The following is a 26,663-nucleotide window of genomic DNA, read 5'->3' on the forward strand; positions in this document are numbered from 1 at the left end:
AGGGCGAGCGCCAGGGCCAGCAGGGCTGCCAGGACGAGCAGCAGCCGGCGGCGGGACGCGAGGCGTACGGAGGGTGGCGCCGGGCGCACCTCGCTGAGAGCGGTCACCGCCGCGACGTTAGTGGACCGCCGGGTGGGGGCCGTGCTCCGCCAGGGTCAGCGGTGGGTCAGCGGTGCTTGCCCTCGCTGCCGAGGAGGACGACCTCGACGGCCGTCTGCGCGAAGACGCGGACGGCGCGCAACGTGCTTCCCAGCAGGTGGCGGGGGTGGTCGTGGCTGGAGCCGAGGGCGGTGCCACCGGCGGCGGAGGGGCCTGGGGTGAAGGTCTGTGTGGTCATGTACCAAGGGTAGGAAATCCGCCGTTTGCAGTACATCGGGCGGAAGTCTGAACTCTCCCGTGTCACGTACGCCTCAGGGTTGACGTCCGTCCCCTACGTCGGACCGGGGGTGAACCCTGAGGGTCGCCGGGGTGTCCGCCGGTGTCCCGGACACCGGCGGAAAAGCATTCGCGGCGCCGCGGGCGGGAGCGTATGATCCACCGTCTTGCCGCCTCCCGATGGGAGCGCCGCCGCCCGGACGGAAACCGGCCGGCTTCTCTCTTCTTCCCTGCGTACGCACAAGCCGGAGGCAAAGCCGTGCCCCTGCACGACCAAGACCACGACCAGGTCCGGACCCAGGACGCCAATCCGCTCCTGGCCGAGCAGACCCACCTCGCCGAATCCCGTTCCGCGCTGACCGCGATGCGCGCCGACGTGGAAGCGCTGGACATCACCGATGTGACCGGCAACTGGGTGAACGCCAAGATCCTCGCCGCCGAGATCGACAACCGGATCAAGGCCCTGGCCGACCTCGCACACACCCCGCTGTTCTTCGGCCGGCTGGACTACCTGCACGCACCCGGCATGGAGCAGGCCGAGGGCGCCGAGGGCGAGCAGTTCTACATCGGCCGCCGCCATGTGCACGACGCGCACGGCGACCCGATGGTCATCGACTGGCGGGCGCCCGTCTCACAACCCTTCTACCGGGCCTCCCGCGTCGAGCCGATGGACGTCCGGCTCCGCAGGCGCTTCGGCTACACCGGCGGGCAGCTGACCGCGTACGAGGACGAGCACCTCACCGACCCGGCGGAGGCCGACACCTCCAGCAAGCTGCTGCAGACCGAGATCGAGCGGCCGCGCGTTGGCCCCATGCGGGACATCGTCGCCACGATCCAGCCGGAGCAGGACGAGATCGTCCGGGCCGGCATCGGCGGCACGGTCTGTGTGCAGGGCGCCCCGGGCACCGGGAAGACCGCCGTGGGCCTGCACCGTGTCGCGTACCTGCTGTACGCGCACCGCGAGCGACTCGCCCGCACCGGAACGCTCGTCATCGGGCCCAACCAGTCCTTCCTGCAGTACATCGAGCAGGTGCTGCCCGCCCTGGGCGAGTTGCAGGTCAAGCAGGCGACGGTCGACGACCTGGTCGCGCACGTCACGGTGCGCGGCACGGACCCGGCGGAGCGCGCCCGGATCAAGGGCGACGCGCGGATGGCGCGGGTGCTGCGGCGCGCGGTGCGCAGCGGCATCCGGATGCCGAAGGAGCCGGTCGTCGTGGTCCGCGGGTCGCGGCGCTGGCGGATCCCGGCATACGAACTCGAAGAACTGGTCCGCGAGCTGATGGAGCGTGACATCCGCTACGGCGCCGCCCACGAGGCGCTGCCGCAGCGGATCGCGCACAACGTCCTGGTCCGCATGGAGGAGGCCGGCGAGGCGCCGGACGACCGCGTCCAGGACGCGGTGGCCCGCAACCCGGCCGTGAAGGCCGCGGTGAAGGAGGTCTGGCCGAAGGCCGACCCGGCGAAGACGGTGCTGCGACTGCTGTCCGACGCCGAGTTCCTGGCGGAGTGCGCGGAGGGCATCCTGACGCCGGAGGAGCAGGCGATCGTGCGGTGGGAGAAACCGCCCCGCAGCCCGGCCTCGGCGAAGTGGTCCGCGGCGGACGCGGTGCTGATCGACGAGGCACTGGACCTCGTCCAGCGCACCCACTCGCTGGGCCACGTGGTGCTGGACGAGGCCCAGGACCTGTCCCCCATGCAGTACCGGGCGGTCGGACGGCGCTGCTCCACCGGGTCCGCGACGGTGCTCGGCGACATCGCGCAGGGCACCACACCGTGGGCCACCGCCAGCTGGGAGGAGGCGCTGACGCACCTGGGCAAGCCGGGCGCGCCGGTCGAGGAGCTGACCCGCGGCTTCCGCGTGCCCCGCGGCGTGATCGCCTACGCGTCCCTGCTGCTGCCCACGATCGCCCCGGGGCTGGCCCCCGCCACCTCGGTCCGCGAGTCGCCCGGCGACCTCGTGATCCGCCGGACGGGCACTGAGGAGTTGGACGCGGCCGTGGTCGCGGCCTGCCTCGACGCCCTCGGCCACGAGGGCTCCATCGGCCTCATCGCCGCCGACGACCGCGTCGCGCAGCTCGCCGCCGCCCTGGACACGGCCGGCCTGCCGTACCTCGCCCCCGGCGAGGAGACCTCGGCGCAGGCCCGCCTCACCCTGGTCCCGGCGACGCTCGCGAAGGGCCTGGAGTACGACTACGTGGTCCTCGACGAGCCCGCCGCCATCGTCGGCGGGGAGCCGGACGAGCGCACCGGGCTGCGCCGCCTGTACGTCTGCCTCACCCGTGCCGTCTCGGGCCTCGCGGTACTGCACGCGAAGCCGCTGCCGGCGGAGCTGGCCGGACAGGCCCGATCCTGACCAGCAGATATGAGGAAGTTGTCAGGGCGCGGTAGCGATCGTGTTCGGGCCGCCGTCTGCGCTTACGCTCGCCCTCATGTGCGCACACGTGCTGGTGGCCGAGGACGACGAGAAACAGGCCGAGCTGGTCCGCCGCTATCTGCGGCGGGAGGGCCACACGGTCACGGTGGTCCATGACGGGCGCGCCGCCATCGAGGAGGCGCGCCGTCGGGAGCCCGACCTCCTCGTGCTCGACATCCAGATGCCGAGGGTCGACGGGCTGGACGTGGCGCGCGTCCTGCGGGCCGAGTCCGACCTGCCGATCCTGATGCTCACCGCCCGCTCCACCGAGGACGATCTGCTGCTCGGCCTCGATCTCGGCGCCGACGACTACATGACCAAGCCGTACAGTCCCCGCGAGTTGATGGCCCGGATCCGCACGCTGTTGCGGCGCAGCCGCCCCCGCAAGCCGGACGCCGCCCCCGACCCCGTGCTGCGCGTCGGCGGGCTCACCGTGGACCCGGCCCGGCACGAGGTGACCGTCGACGGGAAGCCCGCCGACTGCACCCCCGGCGAGTTCCACATCCTCGCCGCTCTGGCCGCCCTGCCGGGACGGGTCTTCAGCCGGGCCCAACTCCTCGACAGCGTTCACGGGTTCGACCGGTACATCACCACCAGGACGGTGGACGTGCACGTCATGAACCTGCGCAAGAAGATAGAACCCGACCCCCGCCGGCCCCGCTACCTGGTGACGGTCTTCGGCGTCGGCTACAAGCTGACGGACGGCGGCCACGATGGCCCGTGAACCCCGGCGCGCCCGCGGCAGGGTCCCGTTCCGCAAGAGCCTGCTCGGACGGCTGCTGCTCTCCTTCGTCCTGGTCGCGACGTGCTCGGTCGCGGCCACCACCTGGCTGGCCGTGCAGACGACGTCCGGCTCCCTCCAGCAGGAGCAGAGCCGCTACCTCGCCAACGACGCCCTGATCTACGGCAAGCTCGCCGAGTACGCGGCCACCCACGCGAACTGGGGCGGCATCGCCCCCACCGTCCGCCAACTGGCCACCACCACCCAGCGCCGGATCGCGGTCACCACCCAGGACCGGCGGCTCGTCGCCGACTCCGCCCCGGTGGGCACCCCGCTCCCGCAGACCCAGTCGGCGGCCCTCGACCCGCTGCACGTCGACGCCACCATGGTCCCCGGCGCCACCGCGGGCGACATCGACCCGCGCGCCGTCGGCCCGTTCCGGCTGCTCCCCGGCGAACGCAAGGACCTGCACGCCATGGCCCGGCGCAGCGTCGCCTGCCTCGCCGACTACTCGCTCGCCGGCGAGATCGCCGACGGTCCCAGCGGCCGCCCGTCCATCAAGGTCGTCGGCGGCGACCCCTCCGGCATGCTGGACGACCTCTGCGGCGGCCGGCGGCTCGCCGCCGCCACCGCCACCGAGAGCTCCGCCGTCGCCGACCTCAACTCCCGGCTGAAGAAATGCCTCAGCAGCGAGAACCTGCCGCCGCTCGAGCTCAACCCCGACCTCACCTGGGGCCGTTCAGGACCCGTTACCGTCCAGTCGCCCGCCCCGCGGGCACCGATCAAGGACTACAGCGGCGCGCCGGTGCCGACCGCGATGCCGGTTCCGACCCCTACCCCCGCCGTCCGCGAACCGAAGGACGGCGGCGTCACCGAACGCAAGACCGCCGACTGCGTCGACGCCGCGCGACGTGACCAACTCCGCGACTTCGTCGCCCCCGCCGCGTACCTCTTCGTCACGGACCCGAGCGGCGCCACCACCCCGCGCTTCGCCCTCTCCCGCTCCAACACCCTGCGGATCGCCGGCGTCGCGGGCCTCGTCCTCGCCCTCGCCGCCGCGGTCACCCTGCTGCTCGCCGCCCGCCTCGTCCGCCCCCTGCGGGCCCTCACCGACGCCGCCCAGCGCATGCGGGACGGCGACGACTCGGCGCGCGTCACCGTCGCCACCGGCGACGAGATCGGCCGGCTCTCCGCCGCCTTCAACGACATGTCCCAGGAGCGCCAGCGCCTCGCCGAGCAGCGCAAGGCGATGGTCAGCGACGTCGCCCACGAACTGCGCACGCCGGTCAGCAACATCCGGGGGTGGCTCGAAGCGGTGGAGGACGGCGTCGCGGAACCCGACGACGCCCTCAACTCCTCGCTCCTGGAGGAGGCGCTCCAGCTCCAGCACATCATCGACGACCTGCAGGACCTGGCCGCCGCCGATGCCGGGACGCTGCGCGTGCACCCGGAGGCGGTGCGCCTCGGCGACATCCTCGACCAGGTCGCCTCGGCCCACCGCGCCCGCGCCGCGGCCGCCGGGGTCGCCCTGACCGTCACCCCCGCCGACCTCGGCCTCCAGGCCGACCCGGTCCGCCTGCGCCAGGCGGTCGGCAACCTCGTCTCGAACGCCATCCGCCACACCCCACCGGGCGGCAGCGTCTCCCTGAAGGGCCGCAGTGACGACGGTCACATCCTCATCGATGTCGCCGACACGGGCGCGGGCATCGCCCCCGACGACCTCCCGCACGTCTTCGACCGCTTCTGGCGAGCCGAGAAGTCCCGCAACCGCAGCACCGGAGGCAGTGGCCTGGGCCTGTCCATAGTCCGCCAGTTGGCGGACTCCCACGGCGGTCAAGCCACCGCCACGTCCCCCGGCCGGGACCAAGGCTCCACCTTCACCCTCCGGCTGCCGGCCGGCCCCTGAGGCTAAGGGCCGTCCCGTAATCCCTGGTGGATCAGCGCGCGGCGTCAGGTGCGGTGCATCGCACGGCGGCGGAGGAGCGCCCGCATAGGACGTATTCGGGCGTTCCGACAACGCGGCGAGGTGCCGTAACTGTCGTCGGGCGCCCGCCAGGGATTACGGGACAGCCCTGAGGTCGGGGGCCCCGGAGGCGCCGGCCCCCCGGACCCACCGACAGCCGGTCAGCCCACCGGCACCGGCGCGTCCAGCAGCGCCCGCCACTCCCTCATCGCGGCGACGTCGACAGGGGAAGCCCAGCCCGCAGGGCGAACCGCTCCGCCGACGTGGAACGCGTCGATCCCCGCCGCCCGCAGCGCCGGCAGGTGCTCGCGGTTCAGACCGCCGCCCACCAGGATCCGCGGCTCGTAGCCCGGTTCCGGATCCGCCGTCAGCGTCCGTGACGCCTCCGCGACCAGCACCGCGAGCCCGTCGTCGACGCCCTTGGCCGACCCGGCCGTCAAGTACGTGTCCAACCCCGGCAGTCCCGCCAGCTGCAAGCGCACCGCGTCGCGGTCCGCCGCGCGGTCGAGGGCGCGGTGGAACGTCCAGCTGCAGCCGTCGATGACGTCGGCGACGGCATAGACCGCTTCGAGGTCGGCCCCGCCGCGCCCGTCGAGGAAGCCGAGGACGAACTCGTCCGCGCCCTCGCGGCGCAGCCCCTCGGCCGCCGCGCAGAGCGCGTCGATGTCGCCCGCGTCGAAGCCGTCGGAGAGCCGGAGCATGACGCGCAGCGGAATGTGCACGGCGGCGCGGATGGCGGCGAAGGTCTCGCGCGACGGGGTCAGGCCGTCCGCGGCCATGTCGGTGACCAGCTCGAGGCGGTCGGCGCCGCCGGTCTGGGCCGCAACGGCGTCGTCGACGCCGAGGGCGATCACCTCGAAAATTGGTCTAGACATATTGCCAAGAGTGCCACAATCAACACCCCCGCGCGAGCCCTCAGGCGCACAATAGCCACCATGGCTGTCACCCCCGACACGACGCACCCGCAGCATGCCGCTTTGCTCACCCAATGGTGTGACCTGCTGCGCCGCACCCGGGTCGCCCCGATTTCGGATACTCCCGGCCCCGAAGCCCCCGCCCCCGAGGCCTACGGCGAGGACCTCCTCGGCCGCTGGGCCGAGGAGCAGCGCAAGTACCACACCACCGATCACCTGGTCGCCGTCATCCACCACATCGTCGAGCTGGCCGCGTACGCCGACGATCCGGACGCCGTACTGCTCGCCGCCTGGTTCCACGACGCCGTCTACCGCCCGGACCGCTCCGAGAACGAGGAGCGCAGCGCCGCACTGGCCGAGCGGGCGCTGACCGAGGCGGGGGTCGACGCCGCGCGCGTCGCCGAGGTGGTCCGGCTCGTCCGGCTCACGACCAGCCACGACCCGGCGCCCGAGGACCGCAACGGCGAGGTCCTGTGTGACGCGGATCTCGCGGTGCTGGCCGGCGAGCCGGCCGCGTACGCCGCCTACGCCGCCGCGGTCCGCCAGGAGTACGGCTTCGTGCCGGACGACGACTTCCGCTCCGGCCGCGCCGCCGTCCTGCGGCAGCTGCTGGACCTGCCGCGACTCTTCCGCACCCCGATCGGCCACGAGCGCTGGGAGCACATCGCCCGCCGCAACCTCGGCACGGAACTGGAACTCCTCCTCGCCACCTGACCCACCCCGCCTGACCCACCCCGACGCACCCCGACGCACCCCGACCGGGAATACGCGGGCTACCCGGCGCGCTGGTAACGGTTATGCCCTCCGCCGACACCAGCCGCTCCCGCATGCCCGTAGCCGTGTACGTCCTCGGCCTCAGCGTCTTCGCGCTCGGCACGTCGGAGTTCATGCTCTCCGGTCTGCTGCCGCCGATCGCCGAGGACCTCGGCGTCAGCATCCCGCGGGCCGGACTGCTCATCTCGGCGTTCGCGATCGGCATGGTCGTCGGGGCACCGCTGCTCGCCGTGGCCACGCTGCGGCTGCCGCGCCGCACCACCCTGATCGCACTGATCACGCTCTTCGGCCTCGGGCAGGTCGCGGGCGCCGTGGCGCCGAACTACGCGCTGCTCTTCGTCTCCCGGGTGATCAGCGCGCTGGCCTGCGCGGGCTTCTGGGCGGTCGGCGCGGCCGTCGCGATCTCGATGGTCCCGATGAACGCGCGGGCCCGCGCGATGGCCGTCATGATCGGCGGACTGAGCATCGCGAACGTGCTGGGCGTCCCGGCCGGAGCCTTCCTCGGCGACCAGTTCGGCTGGCGCTCCGCGTTCTGGGCGGTGGCCCTGATGTCGGCGGTGGCGCTCGTCGGCGTGATCGCGCTCATCCCCCGCATACCGATCCCGGACTCCCGTCCCCGGCTCCGCGAGGAGCTGCGCATCTACCGCGACGGCACCGTGTGGCTGTCCATCGGCGTCACGGCCCTCGCGGCGGGCGGCGTGTTCTGCGCCTTCAGCTACCTCGCCCCGCTGCTCACCGACGTCGCCGGACTGCCCGAGGGCTCGGTGCCCGCGGTCCTGGGCCTCTTCGGGGTCGGCGCGCTGATCGGCACCGCGATCGGCGGCCGGTTCGCGGACGCCCACCTGTTCGGCGTGATGCTCGGCGGCATCTCCGCGTCCACGGTCTTCCTGGCGGTGCTGGCGCTCACCGCACAGAACCAGGTCGCCGTGATCGTGCTCTCGTTCCTGCTGGGCCTCTCGGCGTTCTTCACCGCACCCGCGCTCAACGCCCGCATCTTCAACGTGGCGGGCGCCGCGCCCACGCTGGCCGGTGCCACCACCACGTCCGCCTTCAACACCGGCAACACGGCCGGTCCCTGGCTCGGCGGCCTCGTCATCAGCGGAGGTTTCGGGTTCGCGGCCACCGCCTGGGCGGGCGCCGCCATGACCGCCGTGGCCATCGGCCTCGTGGTCGTCTCGCTGCGCCGGCACGGCGCGAGCCGCGTCGTCGCCGGCAGTACGCCGGCCCGCGTCCCGGCCCCCGCCGAAGTCTCACACTGACGCGTCACCCCGTCACCGGGCCGGCCTTGCGACGGCGCAGCCCCGCGCCGATGAGCCGCCGCACGATCTCCTTGCTGCCGACCTCCACCGCGCCCAGCTCGACGGCCGCGGCGTAGCGCGCCGCCGGGACGTCGTAGTGGTCCCGTTCGAACGCCCGCGGGGGGCAGCCGATGCGCGCGGCGAACGCGTGCAGCTCCTCGTAGGAGACGTCGCTCACCAGGTGTGACCACATGCGTCCGTGCCCCGGCCAGGTCGGCGGGTCTATGTAGACGGCCACCGTCAGCTCAGCCCGCCGACCGGCGCGACGACCGTCCCGGCCGTCTCGCAGACCCAGTGCGGGTCGGGCCCGAGCTCGGGTTCCACGGCCAGTCCGTGCGGCTCCTCGCAGAGCGGGCACAGGGGCCAGCGCCCGAAGCGCGACAGCAGCGCGTCCTGGACGTCCTGGGCGACGAGCCCGGCGACGAACTCGCTCCCCTCGGGCCACTGCTCCACCCACCAGCGCCGTTGCGCGACGGCGTTCTCGACCAGGGAGACGGCCTCCGGCCCCGCGACGTCCCGGGCGGCGAGGTCGGCGAGGATGAGCGCCCGTGCGGTGTGCAGGGCCCCTTCGAGATCACGATCCATCCGTCCATTCTGCCTCCTGTCCTCTTGACGCCCCATCGCACTGAAAATATCTTTCACGGTGTGACGTACAGCGTGAAGGAAACTTTCCCTTCGCGGGCACGGCCATCGCGTGACGCGTCCGCCGCCCCCGCCGCCCCCGCCAAGAGCCCCGACCCCGGGACGCTGGCGGCCACCGTCCGTACGGTCGGTCCGTCGATGACGCGCTCGATGCAGCGGGTGGCGGAGGCCGTGGCCAACGACCCCGCCGCCTGCGCGCACCTCACCGTGACCGCGCTCGCGCAGCGCACCGGCACCAGCGAGGCCACCGTCGTGCGCACCGCCCGCCTGCTCGGCTACCCCGGGTACCGGGATCTGCGGCTGGCGCTGGCCGCGCTCGCCGCCCAGCAGGCGGCCGGCGTCCCGCCCGCCGTGACGGCGGACATCGCCGTGGACGATCCGCTGACCGACGTGGTCGCGAAGCTGGCGCGCGAGGAGCAGCAGACGCTCGCCGACACCGCCGCCCAGCTCGACGTGGCGCAGTTGGAGGCGGTCGTCGGGGCGCTCGCCGCGGCGCGCCGGATCGAGGTGTTCGGCATCGGCGCGTCCAGTCTGGTGGGGCAGGACCTGGTCCAGAAGCTGCTGCGGATCGGCCTGATCGCGCACGCGCACAGCGATCCGCACCTGGCCGTCACCAACGCGGTCCAGCTGCGGGCCGGCGACGTGGCGATCGCGATCACGCACTCGGGGAACACCCATGACGTCATCGAGCCGCTGCGGGTGGCCTTCGACCGCGGCGCGACGACAGTGGCGGTCACCGGCCGTCCCGACGGGTCGGTCACCCAGTACGCCGATCACGTGCTGACCACGTCCACCTCGCGGGAGAGCGAGCTGCGGCCCGCGGCGATGTCGAGCAGGACCAGCCAGCTCCTCGTGGTGGACTTCCTGTTCATAGGCGTCATGCAACGCACCTACGAGACCGCCGCACCCGCCCTGTCCGCCTCGTACGAGGCTCTGGCCCACCGGCACAGCCCGCGCGCCTCCCGCTCCTGAGGGGCGCCGGCACCGGAATCCCTCCCGCACACCGGGAACGCGGGACGCGGCAGGTAGCTCGTCATAGGTAGCGCAGGGTAGGTAACACCCAGATCCTCAGTACCCAGCACGCAGCACGCAGCACCATGCCGTGGCGCGATGACGTGGCGCCGCGGCTCACCGCTTCACGTAAGGACGTACGAACGGCATGTCCCCCTCCACCGACCCCGACTACACCGAGCTGCGCCGGGAACTGGAGAGCCTCACCACCGAGGCGTTCCGGCCCGAGCTCTCCGAGATCGACCGGCAGTCCACCCTGGAGATCGCCCGGACGATGAACGCCGAGGACACCACCGTCCCGGCCGCGGTCGCCGCGCGGCTGCCGGCCATCGCCGCGGCCATCGACGACATCGCCGAGCGGATGGCGCGCGGCGGGCGGCTGCTCTACGCCGGGGCGGGCACCGCAGGCCGGCTCGGCGTGCTCGACGCGAGCGAGTGCCCGCCGACGTTCAACACCGAACCCGGGCAGGTCGTCGGCCTGATCGCGGGCGGCCCGGCCGCGATGATCACCGCGGTGGAGGGCGCGGAGGACAGCAAGGCGCTGGCCGCCACCGACCTGGACGCCCTGGCCCTGGGGCCGGACGACACCGTGGTGGGCGTCTCGGCCTCCGGCCGCACCCCGTACGCGATCGGCGCCGTGGAGCACGCCCGGTCGCTGGGGGCGCTCACCGTCGGGCTGTCCTGCAACTCGCCCTCGCCGCTCGCGGCGGCCGCCGACCACGGCATCGAGGTCGTGGTCGGCCCCGAGTTGCTCACCGGTTCCACCCGGCTGAAGTCCGGCACGGCGCAGAAGCTCGTGCTGAACATGCTCTCGACGATCACGATGATCCGGCTCGGCAAGACGTACGGGAACCTGATGGTGGACGTCCGGGCGTCCAACGAGAAGCTGCGGGCGCGGTCGCGGCGGATCGTCGCGCTGGCGACGGGGGCGTCGGACGCCACGATCGAGGCGGCGCTCGCCGCGGCGGACGGCGAGGTCAAGCCCGCCGTGCTGGCGATCCTGGCCGGGGTGGACGCCTCCACGGCGGCACGGCTGCTGGCGAAGAGCAACGGGCATCTGCGCGCGGCCCTGGAGTCGGCCGGCGCCTGACGCCCGCCGATGCGCGCAGGCCGGCACCCGCGGAAACGCCCGAGGGCGGCACCCCCGGCTGGGGATGCCGCCCTCGGTCGACTTCAGCTGACCGGGTTCTGACCAGAAGGTCAGAAGTCCATGTCGCCGCCGGGCATGCCGCCACCGGCGCCGGCGCCGGCTCCGGCCTTCTCGGGCTTGTCGGCGATGACTGCTTCCGTGGTGAGGAAGAGCGCGGCGATGGAGGCCGCGTTCTGCAGCGCGGAGCGCGTGACCTTGGCCGGGTCGATGATGCCTTCGGCGATCATGTCGACGTACTCGCCGGTCGCGGCGTTCAGGCCGTGACCGATGGGCAGGTTGCGGACCTTCTCCACAACGACGCCACCTTCGAGGCCACCGTTGACGGCGATCTGCTTCAGCGGGGCCTCGAGGGCCAGCTTCACGATCGCGGCGCCGGTCGCCTCGTCACCTTCGAGCTCGAGCTTCTCGAACGCGACGGCGGCCTGGATGAGAGCGACGCCACCACCGGCGACGATGCCCTCTTCGACGGCGGCCTTCGCGTTGCGGACGGCGTCCTCGATACGGTGCTTGCGCTCCTTGAGCTCAACCTCCGTCGCGGCACCGGCCTTGATGACGGCCACGCCGCCCGCGAGCTTCGCCAGGCGCTCCTGGAGCTTCTCGCGGTCGTAGTCCGAGTCCGAGTTCTCGATCTCGGCACGGATCTGGTTGACGCGACCGGCGACCTGGTCGGCCTCGCCGGATCCGTCCACGATCGTGGTCTCGTCCTTGGTGATGACGACCTTGCGGGCGCGGCCGAGCAGGTCGAGACCGGCGTTCTCCAGCTTGAGGCCGACCTCCTCGGAGATGACGGTGCCACCGGTGAGGATGGCGATGTCGCCGAGCATGGCCTTGCGGCGGTCACCGAAGCCCGGAGCCTTGACGGCGACGGACTTGAAGGTGCCACGGATCTTGTTGACGACGAGGGTGGAGAGCGCCTCGCCCTCGACGTCCTCGGCGATGATCAGCAGCGGCTTGCCGGACTGCATGACCTTCTCGAGGAGCGGGAGCAGGTCCTTGACGGACCCGATCTTCGAGTTGACGATCAGGATGTACGGGTCGTCGAGCGACGACTCCATACGCTCCAGGTCGGTCGCGAAGTAGGCGGAGATGAAGCCCTTGTCGAAGCGCATGCCCTCGGTGAGCTCAAGCTCGAGCCCGAAGGTCTGCGACTCCTCGACAGTGATGACGCCTTCCTTGCCGACCTTGTCCATCGCCTCGGCGATGAGCTCGCCGATCTGGGTGTCGGCGGCGGAGATGGAGGCCGTCGAAGCGATCTGCTCCTTGGTCTCCACGTCCTTGGCCTGCTCGAGCAGCTGGGCGGAGACGGCCTCGACGGCCTTCTCGATGCCGCGCTTGAGAGCCATCGGGTTGGCGCCCGCGGCTACGTTGCGGAGGCCTTCCTTGACGAGGGCCTGAGCGAGAACGGTCGCGGTCGTCGTGCCGTCACCGGCGACGTCGTCGGTCTTCTTCGCGACTTCCTTGACCAGCTCGGCGCCGATCTTCTCGTACGGGTCCTCGAGCTCGATCTCCTTGGCGATGGAAACACCATCGTTGGTGATCGTGGGGGCGCCCCACTTCTTCTCGAGGACGACGTTGCGGCCCTTCGGGCCGAGGGTGACCTTGACGGCGTCGGCGAGCTGGTTCATCCCGCGCTCGAGGCCGCGCCGAGCTTCCTCGTTGAACGCGATGATCTTGGCCATAGAAGTGGTCCTCCCGGACAGGGGTGGATTGCAGTGGACCGCGTGGCGCCCGCGACGGACGGCCTGCCGATCGCCGGGCTCTTCCCAGCGGTCGAACGGGCCTCGCCGACCCGGTCCTTCTGTCACTCTCACTGTCAGAGTGCTAACGCCAATGATTAGCACTCGCCCTAGTCGAGTGCAAGCGACTGTGGATAACTCGGGGTCCCGGAGGGGCGTCGCGCGCCCCCTCCGCGCCCCCGGCACCGGGACGCACGAAGGGCCCGCGCCCCAGTCGGGACACGGACCCTTCGGCGTGAGTGCGTAGCGTCGTCGGCGACGCTCCGGAGCTTCAGCCGGCCAGGCGGACCATGTCAGCCTGCGGCCCCTTCTGGCCTTGCGAGATCTCGAACTCGACCCGCTGGCCTTCTTCGAGGGTGCGGTAGCCGTCCATCTGGATCGCGCTGTAGTGGACGAAGACATCCGCACCACCGTCGACCGCGATGAAGCCGTAGCCCTTCTCCGCGTTGAACCACTTGACGGTGCCCTGAGCCATCCCTAACTCCCCTATTGCTGGCCCTATCGCGAATCCGCACTTCGCGGACCCGGGTCAGACCTCACCCCCGCCAAGGTCGGGGGCGGCGCCGGAACGCGTCGACCGCGGCCGAATGTATCCGTACGGATGCCCTCTGCAACAGGTCAATCAGACGAGAATTCTGGGCACGACCGATCGGAAATACGGGGAGGAACGACAGGAATCCGGGGCAACTCGGACTGGACATACTTCGCCTACACGACAATCATCTCGCGAATTTGGCGATAAATCGCCGAAACCGCGGAGGGGGCAGGGCGGGAGTCCACCGCAACTGTACCCCGATTCAACTACCGCCCCGCACTCGAATGCCCCGCCCACCACAGGGTGGACGGGGCATGAGTTCACGCCGCGCTGGGTAGGGACGGAGGTCAGCCTCCGGCCACCGCCGGAATGATCGAGACATTCGCGCCGTCCGGGACCGAGGTCTGCAGACCTTCGGAAAAGCGCACGTCGTCGTCATTCACATAGACGTTCACAAAGCGCCGCAGCTTGCCCGTGTCATCGAGAACACGCGCGGAAATACCCGTGTGGTCCTTCTCCAGCGACTCCAGGATCTCGGAGAGCGTCGAACCCTCGGCCGGAACTTCCGACTGGCCCCCGGTATAGGTGCGGAGAATGGTCGGAATACGAACAGAAGCACTCATGCGAGGCCAGCCTCTCGGAACGCGGCAATGGTCGGGCGGATCACGGCGGTCGGGCCGGTGGTCGGAGCGACCGCGTCGAGGGTCTTCAGACCGTCACCGGTGTTGAGGACGACGGTCTCCAGCGACGGGTCGAGCTGACCGGTCTCGATGAGCTTCTGCAGCACGCCGACCGTCACCCCGCCCGCGGTCTCGGCGAAGATGCCCTCGGTGCGCGCCAGCAACTTGATCGCGGCCACGCACTGCTCGTCGGTGACGTCCTCGACCGCTCCGCCGGTGCGGCGGGCGATGTCGAGCACGTACGGGCCGTCGGCCGGGTTGCCGATCGCCAGCGACTTGGCGATGGTGTCCGGCTTCACCGGGCGCACGACGTCGTGGCCGGCCTTGAAGGCCGCCGAGACCGGGGAACAGCCCTCGGCCTGCGCGCCGTAGATCTTGTAGGGCTTCTCCTCGACCAGCCCGAGCTTGATCAGCTCCTGCAGACCCTTGTCGATCTTCGTGAGCTGCGAACCCGATGCGATCGGGATGACGATCTGGTCCGGCAGCCGCCAGCCGAGCTGCTCGCAGATCTCGTACGCGAGCGTCTTCGATCCCTCGCCGTAGTACGGCCGCAGGTTGACGTTGACGAAGCCCCAGTCCTCGCCGATCGGGTCGCCGATCAGCTCGGAGCAGAACCGGTTCACGTCGTCGTAGTTGCCCTCGATGCCGACCAGCTCGCCGCCGTACACCGCGGCCATGACGACCTTGCCGGCCTCCAGGTCGTGCGGGATGAACACACAGGAGCGGAAGCCGGCGCGGGCGGCGGCGGCGCCGACGGCGCCCGCCAGGTTGCCCGTGGAGGAGCAGGAGAGCGTGGTGAGGCCGAAGGTGCGGGCGGCCTCCAAGGCGATGGCGACGACCCGGTCCTTGAAGGAGTGCGTCGGGTTGCCGGAGTCGTCCTTGACGTACAGGCCGCCGGTGACGCCCAGCTCACGGGCCAGGTTGTCGGCCTTGACCAGCTTGGTCCAGCCCGGGTTCAGATTGGGCTTGTCGACCACGTCGGCCGGAACGGGCAACAGCGGCGCGTAGCGCCAGATGTTCGCCGGGCCGGACTCGATCTGCTTGCGCAGCGCTTCCGGGTCACCGGTGGGGAGGTCGTAGGCCACTTCGAGCGGCCCGAAACACTCCTGGCACGCGAAGACGGGACCGAGCGGGACGCGTTCTCCGCACTCCCGGCAGGAGAGCGCGACGGCGGGGCCGAAGTCCGCTCGGGTGTCCGGGGTGGTTCCAGTGGTGTCGATGGTCTGCACAGCCATGACGGCGAGGCCCTTTCTCCTCATCTTCCCCGCGGCGACGATCGCCACGAGACGGAATTGGCACCTTCCCCACCTGGCCTCGCGTCGTCGACGACGAGATGTGGCGGGAGGGTTGCCGGGACTTCTGCGGGCCGTTCCCTCAGTCCCTCTGGATGAGCGCTGTGGCACCGGGCTCTCGCCCGGGCATTTGTTTTCCGTGGTGACCCCGGCATGCGGTGGTCACTCGCGTTGTTCAAGACTGTAACCGACGAGCCCGACACTTGAGAGGGTCGTCCGTACCGCGAGATGGGTCACGGGGATCCCCTCGCGGGGTGAAATCGACCCCCTGTCCCACAGCTACCAGGGAGTAACGCGCGTGCTGCAAGAGGTGGAGCGCTGGCTCGATCGACGGTCCTGGTCCGCCGCCGACCGACCCCTCGACCGACTGCTCGCGGCCAAGCGTTCCGCGGGCGACCGGGGCACGGTCAGCGTGGTGCTGCCCGCCCTCGACGAGGAGGCCACGGTCGGTGCGATCGTGCGCACCGTCCGCGACGAGCTGATGAGCGGTCCCGTCCCTCTCGTGGACGAGCTGATCGTGCTCGACTCGGGCTCCACGGACCGTACGGCGGAGGTCTCGGCACGCGCCGGAGCCCGGGTCGTGCACCGCGACGAGATACTCCCCGACCTGCCCGCCGCGCCCGGCAAGGGCGAGGTGCTGTGGCGGTCACTGCTGGTGACGAGCGGCGAGATCGTCTGCTTCATCGACGCCGACCTGCGCGACTTCGACGCCCGCTTCGTCCACGGCATCGTCGGCCCGCTGCTGACCGAGCCCGGCGTCCAGCTGGTCAAGGCGATGTACGACCGCCCGCTCGAAACCGGTGACACGGTCGTGCCGGCCGGCGGCGGCCGCGTCACCGAACTCGTCGCCCGCCCCCTGCTCAACCTGCACTGGCCGCTCCTCGCGGGCTTCGTCCAGCCCCTCGGCGGTGAGTACGCGGCACGGCGCTCCCTACTGGAACGGCTGCCGTTCCCGGTCGGCTACGGCGTCGAGCTCGGCATGCTCATCGACGCGCTGAACACCGTCGGCCTGGACGCGCTGGCCCAGGTGGACGTAGGAGTACGCCACCACCGCCACCAGGACGGCCAGGCACTCGGCCGCATGGCCGCCACGATCTACCGCACCGCCCAGGTCCGCCTGGCCCGCGGCCAGCTGGTACGTCCCGTCCTGACCCAGTTCCACCGCGGAGCGGACGGAGGCTTCGAACCCTCGACACACGAGGTGGCGGCGGAAGAGCGCCCTCCCATGATCACCATCCCCGAATACCTCGCGGCTCGCGCGACCAGGCGCACGGGGTGACCGGCCGCGCTCACCCGCGCGGGGGGCGTGACCCCGCGGCGGAGCCGCCACCACGTTTGCGTCGCAGGACACCTGGCTAGGCTGGCGGCATGGTCGCTCATCGTGCAGCCCCGATCCTCGTCGCCTCCAACCGCGGGCCCGTCTCGTACACCCTCGGGGAGGACAACACCCTCACCGCCAAGCGCGGCGGCGGCGGCCTGGTCTCCGGTCTGAGCGCGATCGGCCCCGACGCCGGCGCCGTCTGGGTGTGCGCGGCCATGGGCGAGGGCGACCGCGAAGCGGTCCGCCGCGGCGAGGGCGACGCGCAGACGCGCATGCTGGGCATCGAGCCGGACGTCTTCGCCGCCGCGTACAACTCCATCGCCAACTCGGTGCTGTGGTTCGTCCACCACCTGCTCTTCCAGACCCACCTGGAACCCCTCTTCGACGAGGGCTTCCGGCAGGACTGGGCGGCCTACGAGACGTACAACGCGGCCTTCGCGGACGCGCTCGCCGAGGAGGCGGCGGACGGCGCCACCGTCCTGGTGCAGGACTACCACCTGTCACTGGCCCCCGCGATGCTCCGCGAGCGCCGTCCCGACCTGCGGATCGGGCACTTCTCGCACACCCCGTGGGCGCCGCCGGACTACTTCCGCCTGCTGCCCGACGACATCGGGGCGGAGCTCCTCACCGGGATCCTCGGCGCCGACCGCGCCGCGTTCCTCACCCACCGGTGGGCGGAGGCCTTCGCCGCATGCTGCGCCGACGTGCTCGACGCGGAGGTCTCGCGCGACGACGCGGGGGAGCTGACCGTCACCCACGCGGGCCGCACCACGCGGATCGGTGTGCACGGGCTCGGCGCCGACGCGGACTTCCTGCGGGAGCGCTCGCACCAGGACGACGTCGAGGAGCGGCTGGCCGCGCTGCGCGCCGAGGTCGGCCCCGGCCGGCGCACGATCGTGCGCGTCGACCGCACGGAGCTCTCCAAGAACATCGTGCGCGGCTTCCTCGCCTACCGGCAGCTGCTCACCGAGCACCCGGAGTGGCGCGAGCGCGTCGTGCACATCGCTTTCGCGTACCCGTCACGGCACGACCTCGCGGTCTACCGCGAGTACACCGCCGAGGTGCAGCGGGTGGCCGACGAGATCAACGCGGAGTTCGGCACGGACGGCTGGCAGCCGCTGCTCCTGCACGTCAAGGACGACTTCGCGCGGTCGCTCGCCGCATACCGTCTCGCCGACGTGGCGCTGGTGAATCCGATCCGCGACGGGATGAACCTCGTGGCGAAGGAGGTCCCGGTGGTCTCGGACGAGGGAGTCGCGCTGGTGCTCTCCCGCGAGGCGGGGGCTTTCGAGGAGCTGGGGGACGACTCCCTGGTCGTCAATCCCTACGACCTGCGCTCAACGGCGCGCGCACTGCACGAGGCGCTCACGATGCCGGCGGACGAGCGCGCCGAGCGCACGAAGCGGCTGGCCTCCTCGGCGACGGCGCTGCCGCCGGCCCAGTGGTTCCTGGCCCAACTGGACGCGCTCACCCTCGACTGATCGGGGGGTCGCTGCGCTCCCTTGGGGGGTGGCGGTGGTGGGGTGATCAGCCGGTGGGGTTGGGGTTGCGGTTCGGGGCTGAGGTTCGGGGCTGAGGTTCGGGCAGTGCGGAGGGGTGCGTCTGCGGCGCTGCGCACCTTGACCGGGCGGAGGGGAAGCCAGGCGCTGCGCGCCGGCGGGGGGCGGGTCGCTGCGCTCCCTTGGGTGGGTGGCGGTGCTGGGGTGATCAGCCATGGGTTCGGGGCTGAGGTTCGGGCAGTGCGGAGGGGTGCGTCTGCGGGCGGAGGGGAAGCCAGGCGCTGCGCGCCGGCGGGGGCGGATCGCTGCGCTCCCTTGGGGTGGGGTGGCGGTGTTGGGGTGATCGGCCATGGGTTCGGGGCTGAGGTTCGGGCAGCGCGGAGGGGTGCGTCTGCGGCGCTGCGCACCTTGACCGGGCGGAGGGGAAGCCTGGCGCTGCGCGCCGGCGGGGGCGGTTCGCTGCGCTCCCTTTGCCCGGTCGCGGAGTGGTTGGGCGTGGTGGGGCCCTCGGGCGCAGGCGGGAACTTTTGATCCCCTCTTCTTGGCGGAAGGTGCAACGGGTGGGACTGGGCGTGCCTGTTGGGGTTGGTGTGGCGCTTTTGGGGTCGATGTGGATCACTAAGGTCGATCAGAACCCGCTATAGCGATGCGCCAGCCGCCCGAAGTGATCCACTCGCGGCGACGGCCGGAGCCGAACCGTTTCTGCACACACCCACCGGCCCCGCACCCCACCCGGGAAGCGCAGCGCCCCGGACCCCTGCCCCACCCGGGCCGCGCAGCGGACCGGCCCGCCAGGCGCGCAGCGCCAAGGCTCCCCCTCCGCCCGGTCAAGGTGCGCAGCGCCGCAGACGCACCACTCCGCATCCCACCCGGGAAGCGCAGCGGACCGGACCCCCGCCCCACCCGGGCCGCGCAGCGGACCGGCCCGCCAGGCGCGCAGCGCCAAGGCTCCCCCTCCGCCCGGTCAAGGTGCGCAGCGCCGCAGACGCACCACTCCGCATCCCACCCGGGAAGCGCAGCGGACCGGACCCCCGCCCCACCCGGGCCGCGCAGCGGACCGGCCCGCCAGGCGCGCAGCGCCAAGGCTCCCCCTCCGCCCGGTCAAGGTGCGCAGCGCCGCAGACGCACCACTCCGCATCCCACCCGGGAAGCGCAGCGCCCCGGACCCCCGCCCCACCCGGGCCGCGCAGCAGACCGGCCCGCCAGGCGCGCAGCGCCAAGGCTCCCCCTCCGCCCGGTCAAGGTGCGCAGCGCCGCAGACGCACCACTCCGCACTGCTCTGACCTCAGCCCCCACACCCCCGCCGGAACCGCCCCCACCCCCGCCCGCGCAGCGGGCCGTCACCACCAGCAGGCGCGCAGCGCCTACCGCACCGGGCCCCGACCCCCTCGCGTCAGCGCGCTTCCAGCGCGTCCGCCAGCGCGTTGAGGAGGTCCACCACGCCCCTGGGGGCCGTCGACGACGAGGTCGGAGCGGGCCACGAGTTCCGGGGGAACCTCGCCGGAGGCGGTACCGCTGCAGACGAGCGTGCCCGGGTGGCCTTCCTCCCGCAGGCGTTCCACGGCGGCGAAGGCGGCGAGGTCGCCGAGGTCGTCGCCCGCGTAGAGGACCGAGCCGGCGTCCGCCTCGCGGAGGTAGGAGGCGAGGGCGACGCCCTTGTCCATGCCGGGGGGCCGGAGCTCGAGGACGAGGCGGCCGGGCTCGACGATGAGGCCGTGGCGGGTGGCGAGTTCCGTCAGGGGGCCGCGGAGCGCTTCGAACGCGGCTTCCGGGTCCTCGGTGCGGCGGGTGTGGACGGCGACCGCGCGTCCCTTGTCCTCTATCCACGTGCCGCGCCAGGCGCCGATCCGGTCGAGGAAGCCGGGCAGCTCGGCCCGTACGGCCTCGACGCCCGAGTGGTCGCCCGCGGACTTCACCTCACCGCTGACCGCGTCCCACCGCTCGGCGCCGTAGTGGCCGAGGACGACGAGCCGCTCCAGTCCCGGTACGCCGGCGAAGCCGCCGTACCGGACCGCCACGCCCGCCGGGCGGCCGGTGATCACGGCGACCGCCGCGAGGTGCGGGGCGAGGCGGGCGAGTGCGGGCGCGGCACCGGGGTGGGCGCGGGCGCTCTCGGGGTCGGGGACGATCGGCGCGAGGGTGCCGTCGAAGTCGAGAGCGACCACCGCGCGTTCGGGGTTCGCGAGGAGTGCCGCGAGGCCTTCCTTGCCGTCGGACGTGGACGAGGTCAGCAGGTGACTGCTCATGCCCCTGACCCTACCCAGGAGGGGCAGGCACACGACAGGCGGACGGAAGCATGCGCGCCGGCGCGTCAGCGCGACTCGCGGCGCGTGTCCCGTGCCCTGCGCAGCCGGTTGACGGTCACCGGGTCGTGGGCGAGCGCCCTGGGGTCGTCGAGGAGGGCGTTGAGGAGCTGGTAGTAGCGGGTCGCGGACATGCCGAGCCGCTCGCGGATGGCACGTTCCTTCGCCCCGGGCCCCGCCCAGGTGCGGGCGGCGAGGTCGAGGACGGCCCGGTCCTGACCGGTCAGGCCGCCGCTCTCGCTCTCCACCCGCGTCCCCTCGACGTGCCTCGTCACTACTTGTTCTTCTGCGCCGCGTCCTGCGTCTCGGCGAAGCGCTGCAGGTCGCTGAGGACGGTCTTGGGGTCGCCGTGCACCGCGCTGCCGATGACCTTCTTCAGCTGGTCGTTGACCGGTCCCCAGGACGTCTTGTCCACAGGGTAGAACTGCGCGGACGGCAGCAGGTCGATGAACTCGATCAGGTCCTTGTCCTTCGGGTCCTTGCGCATCGCCTGCATCGCCGAGTTGGTCACGGGCAGCAGCCCGTACTCGTCGAGGAACTTGACCGAGTTCTCCGCGCTGTAGGCGAACTGCAGGAACTTGCCGATCTCCCCGCGGTGGCCGTTCTGCTTGAAGGCCATCATCCAGTCGGCGACGCCGAGGGTCTCGGCGATCCGGCCGCCCTTGCCGGGGATCTGGACGGCCTTGACCTTGATGCCCTTGGCGAGGGCCTGCTTGAGCAGCGTCGGGTGGCCGTTGATCATGCCGGCCTTGCCGGAGAGGAAGGCGTCGAAGACGGTGCGGCGGTTCGTCTTGGCCGGGTCGGAGCCGGTGAGGCCCGGCGCGACGAGCTTCTCCTTGATCCACTGGAAGGCTTCGACGTTCGCCTGGGAGTCGATCGTGTAGCTGCCGACGGTGTCGGTGTACGAGCCCTGGTTGCCGAGCATCCACATCAGGGACTCGGCCTGCGGCTCCTCGGGACCGAGCGGCAGACCGAAGGGCATCTTGACGCCCTTGTTCTTCAGCTTCTTCGCGTCGGCCTCGATGTCGGCCCAGGTCGTGGGCGCTTCCTTGATGCCCGCGTTGTCGAACAGCGCCTGGTTGTAGAAGAACATCCGGGAGCTGGAGACGAAGGGGATGCCGTACTGGGTGCGGTTCTGCTCTCCCGCGGCGGCCAGGGAGGGGATGAAGTCGGCCTGCGCGCTGATCGGGAACAGCTCGTCGGCGGCGTACAACCGGCCCTTGGACGCGTAGGCGGCGTAGGAGCCTATCTGGGCTATGTCCGGCGCCTTGCCGGCCGCGACCATCTCCGCGACCTTGGTGTCGACGTGGTCCCAGTCGATGACCTGGATGTCGACCTTGATGCCGGGGTTCTTGGCCTCGAAGGCGCGGCCGAGCTCGTCCCAGTACTTCTTGGAGCTGGTGGCCGCGTCGGTGCCGTAGTCGGCCGCGACCATGTGGAGCGTGACATCGCCCCCCAGGCCGCTACTGCCGCCGCATCCACTGAGTGTCGTCAGAGCCAGCGCTGCCGCGATACCCGCTGCCGCCGTGCCCAGGAGCCGTCGCCGGTGCACCGTTGTCCTACCGCCTTCATCCGCCCGCCCCCGCACGTTGCCGGGGGCGTCAAGTGCCCGAGTCTGCCCGCGCTGCCCACCCAAGGTCTACACCACGGGGGTTTCGCTTCGGCAACACCTCTCCCCAAAGGTGAGGACAGAAGGGATGGAAGCCCGCAGACCTGGCGATTCGTCTCCTCCCGAAGGGTGATCTTCATGGCGTAAGTGGACTAGACCTTTCCCTGCGGAGAGGGGACACTGTCCTGCGTGAGACACGTCATCGCGCTCGATGTGGGCGGTACAGGAATGAAGGCCGCCCTGGTCGCGGAGGACGGCACGCTTCTGCACGAGGCCCGCCGCCCGACCGGACGGGAACGCGGCCCCGAAGCCGTGGTCGATACCATCCTCGGCTTCGCCGCCGATCTGCGGGACCACGGGGTCCGCGAGTACGGCGAACCCGCCGCCGCGGCCGGCGTCGCCGTGCCCGGGATCGTGGACTCCGCGGCAGGCGTGGCCGTCTACGCCGCCAACCTCGGCTGGCGCGACCTGCCGCTGCGCGCGCTGGTCTCCGAGCGGCTCGGCGGCGTCCCCGTCGCCCTCGGGCACGACGTGCGCACCGGCGGCCTCGCCGAGGGCCGCATCGGGGCGGGCAACGGCGCCGACCGGTTCTTCTTCCTCCCCCTGGGCACCGGCATCGCGGGCGCCATCGGCATCGACGGCCGCATCGAGGCGGGCGCGCACGACGCCGCGGGCGAGATCGGTCACATCGTCGTCCGGCCGGGCGGACCGCTGTGCGGCTGCGGGCAGCGCGGCTGCCTGGAGACGCTGGCCTCCGCCTCCGCCGTCTCCCGCGCCTGGGCGGCCGCCAGCGGTGACGTGGAAGCCGACGCCGCCGACTGCGCCCAGGCCGTCGAGTCCGGCGACCCGCGCGCGCTGGCCGTGTGGCGCGAGGCCATCGAGGCGCTCGCCGACGGCCTGGTCACCGGCATCACTCTTCTGGACCCCCGGGTCCTCATCATCGGCGGCGGTCTTGCCGAAGCTGGGGACACACTCTTCGGCCCGCTGCGCGCGGCGGTCGAGGAACGCATCACGTTCCAGAAGCTCCCGCTCATCGTCCCCGCCGCCCTCGGGGACACCGCCGGATGCCTGGGCGCGGGTCTGCTCGCCTGGGATCTTCTCTCCGTGGAGGTAACCGCCTGATGGCCCCCGTAACGACAACGCGACGCACGGTACTGACCGGTGCCCGTGTGGTGCTGCCGTCAGGCGTGGTGGAGAACGGCCGGGTGACCGTCGACGGTGGCCGGATCGTGGCCGACGAGACCACCGGGGCGAGTTCCGACCCGTCACCCACCACCACCCTGCCCGACGGCTCCGCCGACACCTTCCACTTCGACCTCAGCGGTCATACGGTCGTCCCCGGTTTCGTCGACATCCACAACCACGGCGGCGGCGGGGCTTCCTTCACGTCGGGAACGCCGGACGAGATCCTCACCGGTGTCCGCACCCACCGCGAGCACGGCACGACCACCGTCGTCGCGTCGACGGTCACCGGTGAGATGGACGTGCTGGCCCAGCGCGCGGCGCTGCTGTCCGAGCTCGTCGAGCAGGGCGGACCTGGCCGGCATCCATTTCGAGGGCCCGTTCATCTCGCCGTGCCGCAAGGGCGCGCACATGGAGTCGCTGCTGCGCGACCCCGACCCGGCCGAGGTCCGCAAGCTCATCGACGCCGCCCGGGGCACCGCCAAGATGGTCACCCTGGCCACCGAACTGCCCGGCGGCCTCGACTCGGTGCGGCTGCTCGTCGAGAACGGCGTGATCGCCGCCATCGGCCACACCGACGCGACCTACGAGCAGACCGTCGCGGCGATCGAGGCGGGCGCGACCGTCGCCACGCACCTGTTCAACGCCATGCCGACGCTCAACCACCGCGCCCCCGGCCCGATCGCGGCACTGCTGGAGGACGAGCGGATCACCGTCGAGCTGATCAACGACGGCACGCACCTGCACCCCGCCGTGCTGGAGCTCGCGTTCAACAGCGCGGGCGCGGACCGGGTCGCGTTCATCACCGACGCGATGGACGCGGCCGGCTTCGGGGACGGGCACTACGACCTCGGCCCGATGGCCGTCGAGGTCAAGGACGGCGTCGCCCGGCTCGTGGAGAACGGTTCCATCGCCGGCTCCACCCTCACCCTCGACACCGCGTTCAAGCGCGCCGTCACCGTCGACCGGCTGTCCCTGTCCGACACCGTGCGGGCCATCTCGGCCAACCCGGCACGGCTGCTCGGTCAGTACGACCGCATCGGCTCGCTGGAGCCCGGCAAGGACGCGGACCTGGTGGTGCTAGACGCCTCGTACGACCTGGTCGGCGTGATGCGTAAGGGCGAGTGGATCGTCCGCCCCTCCTGAGGCCCGCGGTCACCGCAACCGACGGCGGTCCGCCCCGAACCGGGCGGGCCGCCGTTCGTTTGCCATCATCGACGCGTGATCATCACCGTCACGCCGAACGCCGCACTGGACCTCACGTACCGCGTTCCGCGCCTGCTCCCGCACACCACCATCGGGTCGCCGAACCCGTGGAACGGCCCGGCGGCAAGGGCCTGAACGTGGCCCGGGTGCTCGCCGCGCTCGGGCACGACACCGTCGTGACGGGCTTCGCGGGCGGCCGGACCGGGGAGGTGCTGCGCGAACGGCTCGCGGCGCTCGGCACCGTGGGGGACACGCTCACACCCCGTCACGGCACCGTGCGGGACGCGCTGGTACCGATCGAGGGGGCCACCCGGCGCACCGTCGGCGTGGTCGACGACGCGACCGGTGACGCGACCCTGTTCAACGAGGCGGGACCCACCGTCGGGGCGGCCGAGTGGGCCGCGTTCCTCACCGGCTACCGCGAGCTGCCGGCCGGGGGCCTCGGCCGTCGCCCTGTGCGGCAGTCTGCCGCCCGGGCTGCCCGTGGGCTCGTACGCGGAGCTGATCCGCGAGGCCCGCACCGCGGGCGTCCCCGGTCTGCTGGACACCAGTGGCGAGCCGCTGCGCCGCGGCCTCGCCGCGCGCCCCGACCTGATCAAGCCCAACCTCGACGAGCTGACGCGGCTCACCGGCTCCACGGAGCCCGCCCACGCCGCCGAGGAGGCCCGCAGACGCGGCGCCAAGGCCCGTAGCCGCCTCACTGGGCGCCGAGGGCATCCTGGCGGTCACGGAGGACGCCACGTGGCGGGCGGTGCCGCCCCGCCGGCTCGCCGGCAATCCGACGGGCGCCGGCGACTCGGCGGTCGCCGGACTGCTCTCCGGCCTCGTCGAGGGGCTCGACTGGCCGGACCGGCTGGCCCGCGCGATCGCCCTGTCCGCCGCGACCGTGCCGGCACCCGCGGCGGGCGAGTTCGACCGGGCGGCCTACGAAGAGCTGCTGGGACGCGTCGAGGTGACCGCCGTCCCGCGCGCTACTTCTTGACCTGGCCTTCTTTCATCCACACCTGGTCGAGGTTGACGCCGCACTTGTTGCCCGGCAGGCAGGTGAGGGCGAGGGTGTTGGAGCCCTTCTTCAGGTCCACCCACACGTAGGTGGTGGCCCACGCCTTCGTCCAGTCGTCGGTCTTCATGTAGTTGTGCATGTTGACCGGGTTGGTGCGGGGCTTGCCGTTCTCGCTGAGCGTGAGACCGGCGTCCTCACCGACGTTGCCGAAGCTGATGAACAGCGTGTACGTACCGTCCTTCGGCACCTCGAAGGTGTACGAGGCGCTCGCGCCGACGGCGAAGTTGCCCACGGACGTGCCGCCCGCGGCCTTGGCGCCCGGCTGCGCGGTGGACTGCACGGCTCCGCCGGACAGCGACAGCGTGGCGGCGTCCACGACCTTCGAGGAGAACTTCTCCGGGGTGGTGGCGGACTGGCTCGGGGTGACCGGGGCGCTGCTGACCGGCGGGCTGGACGGCTTGTCCCGCGCGCCGTCCTTCTTGCCGTCGCCGCCCGTCATCGCGAAGCCGATGCCGATGGCGACCGCCACGACCACCGCGATGGCACCGATGAGCAGTCCCTTGCGGTTCGGTCCCTGCGACCCGCCGCCGCTGCCGCCGTGCGGCGCGTACTGCGTCTGCCGGGTCGCCTGCGTGTTCTGGGGCGACTGCTGCGGCGGCTGCTGGGCGTAGCCCTGGTCGTAGCCCGCCTGCTGAGGGGGCTGCTGCGGGGGCTGCTGGGACTGCTGGGACTGCTGCTGCGGGTAGCCGTAGCCGCCCTGCTGCGGCGGGCGGCGCTCGCCGACCCGCTGGACCTGGTTGTACGACGTGCGTGGCACGCCCGGCTGTGCCACCGTCGCGCCGTCCGGGGCCGCCCCGGAACCGTCGCCTTCGCCGCCCTCGGAGCGGTAGAGGTACGCGAAGGGGTCGTCGTTCTCGGGGGCACCGTTGTTGCCGGCCGTCATCCGCTGTTCACTCCCTAATGGCACATGCCCATCGAGGCGCGGTGCATGGCTCATGATCGATGAGTCCGCGGCGCGGTCACAAGGCCTGCGCTC

At 71.9% G+C, this 26,663-nt stretch carries 21 protein-coding genes, 3 pseudogenes and 1 riboswitch; of the genes and pseudogenes, 12 read left to right on the top strand and 12 right to left on the bottom strand.

Annotated elements, in window-relative coordinates; translation table 11 throughout:
• Nucleotides 1-166: 166 nt before the first annotated feature.
• Nucleotides 167-337 carry a hypothetical protein gene (locus M2266_RS15505; protein ID WP_277438732.1) on the bottom strand — a complete coding sequence of 57 codons (171 nt, stop codon included), beginning with the start codon at nt 335-337 and terminating at the stop codon, nt 167-169.
• A gap of 402 nt (nt 338-739) precedes the next feature.
• On the opposite strand from M2266_RS15505, the gene M2266_RS15510 reads away from it, so the two are divergent.
• The 3 genes from M2266_RS15510 to M2266_RS15520 all read left to right on the top strand — a co-directional run bounded on the left by M2266_RS15510 (nt 740) and on the right by M2266_RS15520 (nt 5,415).
• The gene (locus M2266_RS15510; protein WP_277441222.1) at nt 740-2,728 is read left to right on the top strand and encodes an AAA family ATPase; all 1,989 of its coding nucleotides are present in this window, start codon (nt 740-742) and stop codon (nt 2,726-2,728) included.
• A gap of 76 nt (nt 2,729-2,804) precedes the next feature.
• Nucleotides 2,805-3,512, top strand: a complete 708-nt coding sequence (locus M2266_RS15515; RefSeq protein ID WP_277438733.1) for a response regulator transcription factor — start codon at nt 2,805-2,807, stop codon at nt 3,510-3,512.
• Nucleotides 3,502-5,415, top strand: coding sequence for a HAMP domain-containing sensor histidine kinase (locus M2266_RS15520; RefSeq protein ID WP_277438734.1), 1,914 nt, complete (start codon nt 3,502-3,504; stop codon nt 5,413-5,415). Before M2266_RS15515 ends, M2266_RS15520 begins: the two co-directional genes overlap by 11 nt.
• 218 nt (nt 5,416-5,633) lie before the next feature.
• On the opposite strand, the gene M2266_RS15525 is transcribed toward M2266_RS15520, so the two are convergent.
• Nucleotides 5,634-6,347 (bottom strand): copper homeostasis protein CutC, encoded by a 714-nt coding sequence (locus M2266_RS15525; protein ID WP_277438735.1) that lies wholly within the window; start codon nt 6,345-6,347, stop codon nt 5,634-5,636.
• Between the two features lie 60 nt (nt 6,348-6,407).
• On the opposite strand from M2266_RS15525, the gene M2266_RS15530 reads away from it, so the two are divergent.
• The gene (locus tag M2266_RS15530) at nt 6,408-7,100 is read left to right on the top strand and encodes a hypothetical protein (RefSeq protein WP_277438736.1); all 693 of its coding nucleotides are present in this window, start codon (nt 6,408-6,410) and stop codon (nt 7,098-7,100) included.
• A 113-nt stretch (nt 7,101-7,213) separates the two neighbouring features.
• Nucleotides 7,214-8,419 carry a Cmx/CmrA family chloramphenicol efflux MFS transporter gene (locus M2266_RS15535; RefSeq protein ID WP_277438737.1) on the top strand — a complete coding sequence of 402 codons (1,206 nt, stop codon included), beginning with the start codon at nt 7,214-7,216 and terminating at the stop codon, nt 8,417-8,419.
• A gap of 4 nt (nt 8,420-8,423) precedes the next feature.
• Here M2266_RS15535 and M2266_RS15540 read toward each other — a convergent pair whose 3' ends face one another.
• Both M2266_RS15540 and M2266_RS15545 read right to left on the bottom strand, forming a co-directional pair.
• Nucleotides 8,424-8,696 carry a DUF4031 domain-containing protein gene (locus M2266_RS15540; RefSeq protein ID WP_277438738.1) on the bottom strand — a complete coding sequence of 91 codons (273 nt, stop codon included), beginning with the start codon at nt 8,694-8,696 and terminating at the stop codon, nt 8,424-8,426.
• A gap of 2 nt (nt 8,697-8,698) precedes the next feature.
• Nucleotides 8,699-9,043 carry a hypothetical protein gene (locus tag M2266_RS15545; RefSeq protein WP_277438739.1) on the bottom strand — a complete coding sequence of 115 codons (345 nt, stop codon included), beginning with the start codon at nt 9,041-9,043 and terminating at the stop codon, nt 8,699-8,701.
• Nucleotides 9,044-9,205: 162 nt separating this feature from the next.
• Between M2266_RS15545 and M2266_RS15550 the strand changes: the two genes are divergently transcribed.
• A complete protein-coding gene (locus tag M2266_RS15550) occupies nt 9,206-10,072 on the top strand; it encodes a MurR/RpiR family transcriptional regulator (RefSeq protein ID WP_277441223.1) in 867 nt (288 codons plus the stop codon).
• A 187-nt stretch (nt 10,073-10,259) separates the two neighbouring features.
• Nucleotides 10,260-11,201 (top strand): N-acetylmuramic acid 6-phosphate etherase, encoded by a 942-nt coding sequence (murQ, locus tag M2266_RS15555; protein WP_277438740.1) that lies wholly within the window; start codon nt 10,260-10,262, stop codon nt 11,199-11,201.
• Between the two features lie 110 nt (nt 11,202-11,311).
• On the opposite strand, the gene groL is transcribed toward murQ, so the two are convergent.
• The 4 genes from groL to thrC form a co-directional block, all read right to left on the bottom strand.
• Nucleotides 11,312-12,940 (bottom strand): chaperonin GroEL, encoded by a 1,629-nt coding sequence (gene groL, locus M2266_RS15560; RefSeq protein ID WP_138355905.1) that lies wholly within the window; start codon nt 12,938-12,940, stop codon nt 11,312-11,314.
• A 328-nt stretch (nt 12,941-13,268) separates the two neighbouring features.
• Nucleotides 13,269-13,472, bottom strand: coding sequence for a cold-shock protein (locus tag M2266_RS15565; protein WP_009339379.1), 204 nt, complete (start codon nt 13,470-13,472; stop codon nt 13,269-13,271).
• Nucleotides 13,473-13,879: 407 nt separating this feature from the next.
• Nucleotides 13,880-14,155 carry a ubiquitin-like small modifier protein 1 gene (locus tag M2266_RS15570; RefSeq protein ID WP_277438741.1) on the bottom strand — a complete coding sequence of 92 codons (276 nt, stop codon included), beginning with the start codon at nt 14,153-14,155 and terminating at the stop codon, nt 13,880-13,882.
• Complete coding sequence (gene thrC, locus M2266_RS15575) at nt 14,152-15,447, bottom strand: threonine synthase (RefSeq protein ID WP_277438742.1); 1,296 nt, start codon at nt 15,445-15,447, stop codon at nt 14,152-14,154. Before thrC ends, M2266_RS15570 begins: the two co-directional genes overlap by 4 nt.
• 17 nt (nt 15,448-15,464) lie before the next feature.
• Nucleotides 15,465-15,606: riboswitch (SAM riboswitch) on the bottom strand.
• 196 nt (nt 15,607-15,802) lie between these two features.
• On the opposite strand from thrC, the gene M2266_RS15580 reads away from it, so the two are divergent.
• The gene (locus M2266_RS15580; RefSeq protein WP_277438743.1) at nt 15,803-16,783 is read left to right on the top strand and encodes a glucosyl-3-phosphoglycerate synthase; all 981 of its coding nucleotides are present in this window, start codon (nt 15,803-15,805) and stop codon (nt 16,781-16,783) included.
• An 89-nt stretch (nt 16,784-16,872) separates the two neighbouring features.
• Entirely contained in the window at nt 16,873-18,306 is a 1,434-nt protein-coding gene (locus M2266_RS15585) for a trehalose-6-phosphate synthase (RefSeq protein ID WP_277438744.1), read from the top strand.
• 1,411 nt (nt 18,307-19,717) lie between these two features.
• On the opposite strand, the pseudogene otsB reads toward M2266_RS15585, so the two are convergent.
• The 3 genes and pseudogenes from otsB to M2266_RS15600 all read right to left on the bottom strand — a co-directional run bounded on the left by otsB (nt 19,718) and on the right by M2266_RS15600 (nt 22,062).
• Nucleotides 19,718-20,570, bottom strand: a pseudogene (gene otsB / locus M2266_RS15590) (trehalose-phosphatase).
• A gap of 65 nt (nt 20,571-20,635) precedes the next feature.
• Nucleotides 20,636-20,902: a DUF3263 domain-containing protein gene (locus M2266_RS15595; protein ID WP_277438745.1), complete on the bottom strand. Its 267-nt coding sequence runs from the start codon at nt 20,900-20,902 to the stop codon at nt 20,636-20,638.
• On the bottom strand, nt 20,902-22,062 hold the full coding sequence (locus tag M2266_RS15600) for an extracellular solute-binding protein (protein ID WP_277438746.1): 1,161 nt from the start codon (nt 22,060-22,062) through the stop codon (nt 20,902-20,904). Before M2266_RS15600 ends, M2266_RS15595 begins: the two co-directional genes overlap by 1 nt.
• A 363-nt stretch (nt 22,063-22,425) precedes the next feature.
• Here M2266_RS15600 and M2266_RS15605 point away from each other — a divergent pair, with 363 nt between their 5' ends.
• The 3 genes and pseudogenes from M2266_RS15605 (at nt 22,426) to M2266_RS15615 (ending at nt 25,606) form a co-directional block, all read left to right on the top strand.
• The gene (locus tag M2266_RS15605) at nt 22,426-23,358 is read left to right on the top strand and encodes an ROK family protein (RefSeq protein WP_277438747.1); all 933 of its coding nucleotides are present in this window, start codon (nt 22,426-22,428) and stop codon (nt 23,356-23,358) included.
• Nucleotides 23,358-24,564, top strand: a pseudogene (nagA, locus tag M2266_RS15610) (N-acetylglucosamine-6-phosphate deacetylase). The gene M2266_RS15605 and the pseudogene nagA overlap by 1 nt, the downstream one beginning before the upstream one ends.
• Nucleotides 24,565-24,639: 75 nt before the next feature.
• Nucleotides 24,640-25,606 (top strand): annotated as a pseudogene (locus M2266_RS15615) (1-phosphofructokinase family hexose kinase).
• Here M2266_RS15615 and M2266_RS15620 read toward each other — a convergent pair.
• Nucleotides 25,596-26,570 (bottom strand): carbohydrate-binding protein, encoded by a 975-nt coding sequence (locus M2266_RS15620; RefSeq protein WP_277438748.1) that lies wholly within the window; start codon nt 26,568-26,570, stop codon nt 25,596-25,598. The pseudogene M2266_RS15615 and the gene M2266_RS15620 overlap by 11 nt on opposite strands.
• Between the last annotated feature and the right edge of the window lie 93 nt (nt 26,571-26,663).

The organism is Streptomyces sp. SPB162 (genome assembly GCF_029504575.1).
Classification (GTDB): Bacteria; Actinomycetota; Actinomycetes; order Streptomycetales; family Streptomycetaceae; genus Actinacidiphila.

Bases quoted from the DNA above. Each gene is read 5' to 3' on its own strand.
- M2266_RS15505 (WP_277438732.1), bottom strand. From the start codon at position 337: ATGACCACACAGACCTTCACCCCAGGCCCCTCCGCCGCCGGTGGCACC.
- M2266_RS15510 (WP_277441222.1), top strand. From the start codon at position 740: ATGCGCGCCGACGTGGAAGCGCTGGACATCACCGATGTGACCGGCAAC.
- M2266_RS15515 (WP_277438733.1), top strand. From the start codon at position 2,805: ATGTGCGCACACGTGCTGGTGGCCGAGGACGACGAGAAACAGGCCGAG.
- M2266_RS15520 (WP_277438734.1), top strand. From the start codon at position 3,502: ATGGCCCGTGAACCCCGGCGCGCCCGCGGCAGGGTCCCGTTCCGCAAG.
- M2266_RS15525 (WP_277438735.1), bottom strand. From the start codon at position 6,347: ATGTCTAGACCAATTTTCGAGGTGATCGCCCTCGGCGTCGACGACGCC.
- M2266_RS15530 (WP_277438736.1), top strand. From the start codon at position 6,408: ATGGCTGTCACCCCCGACACGACGCACCCGCAGCATGCCGCTTTGCTC.
- M2266_RS15535 (WP_277438737.1), top strand. From the start codon at position 7,214: ATGCCCGTAGCCGTGTACGTCCTCGGCCTCAGCGTCTTCGCGCTCGGC.
- M2266_RS15545 (WP_277438739.1), bottom strand. From the start codon at position 9,043: ATGGATCGTGATCTCGAAGGGGCCCTGCACACCGCACGGGCGCTCATC.
- murQ (WP_277438740.1), top strand. From the start codon at position 10,260: ATGTCCCCCTCCACCGACCCCGACTACACCGAGCTGCGCCGGGAACTG.
- groL (WP_138355905.1), bottom strand. From the start codon at position 12,940: ATGGCCAAGATCATCGCGTTCAACGAGGAAGCTCGGCGCGGCCTCGAG.
- M2266_RS15565 (WP_009339379.1), bottom strand. From the start codon at position 13,472: ATGGCTCAGGGCACCGTCAAGTGGTTCAACGCGGAGAAGGGCTACGGC.
- M2266_RS15570 (WP_277438741.1), bottom strand. From the start codon at position 14,155: ATGAGTGCTTCTGTTCGTATTCCGACCATTCTCCGCACCTATACCGGG.
- thrC (WP_277438742.1), bottom strand. From the start codon at position 15,447: ATGGCTGTGCAGACCATCGACACCACTGGAACCACCCCGGACACCCGA.
- M2266_RS15585 (WP_277438744.1), top strand. From the start codon at position 16,873: ATGGTCGCTCATCGTGCAGCCCCGATCCTCGTCGCCTCCAACCGCGGG.
- M2266_RS15600 (WP_277438746.1), bottom strand. From the start codon at position 22,062: ATGGTCGCGGCCGACTACGGCACCGACGCGGCCACCAGCTCCAAGAAG.
- M2266_RS15620 (WP_277438748.1), bottom strand. From the start codon at position 26,570: ATGACGGCCGGCAACAACGGTGCCCCCGAGAACGACGACCCCTTCGCG.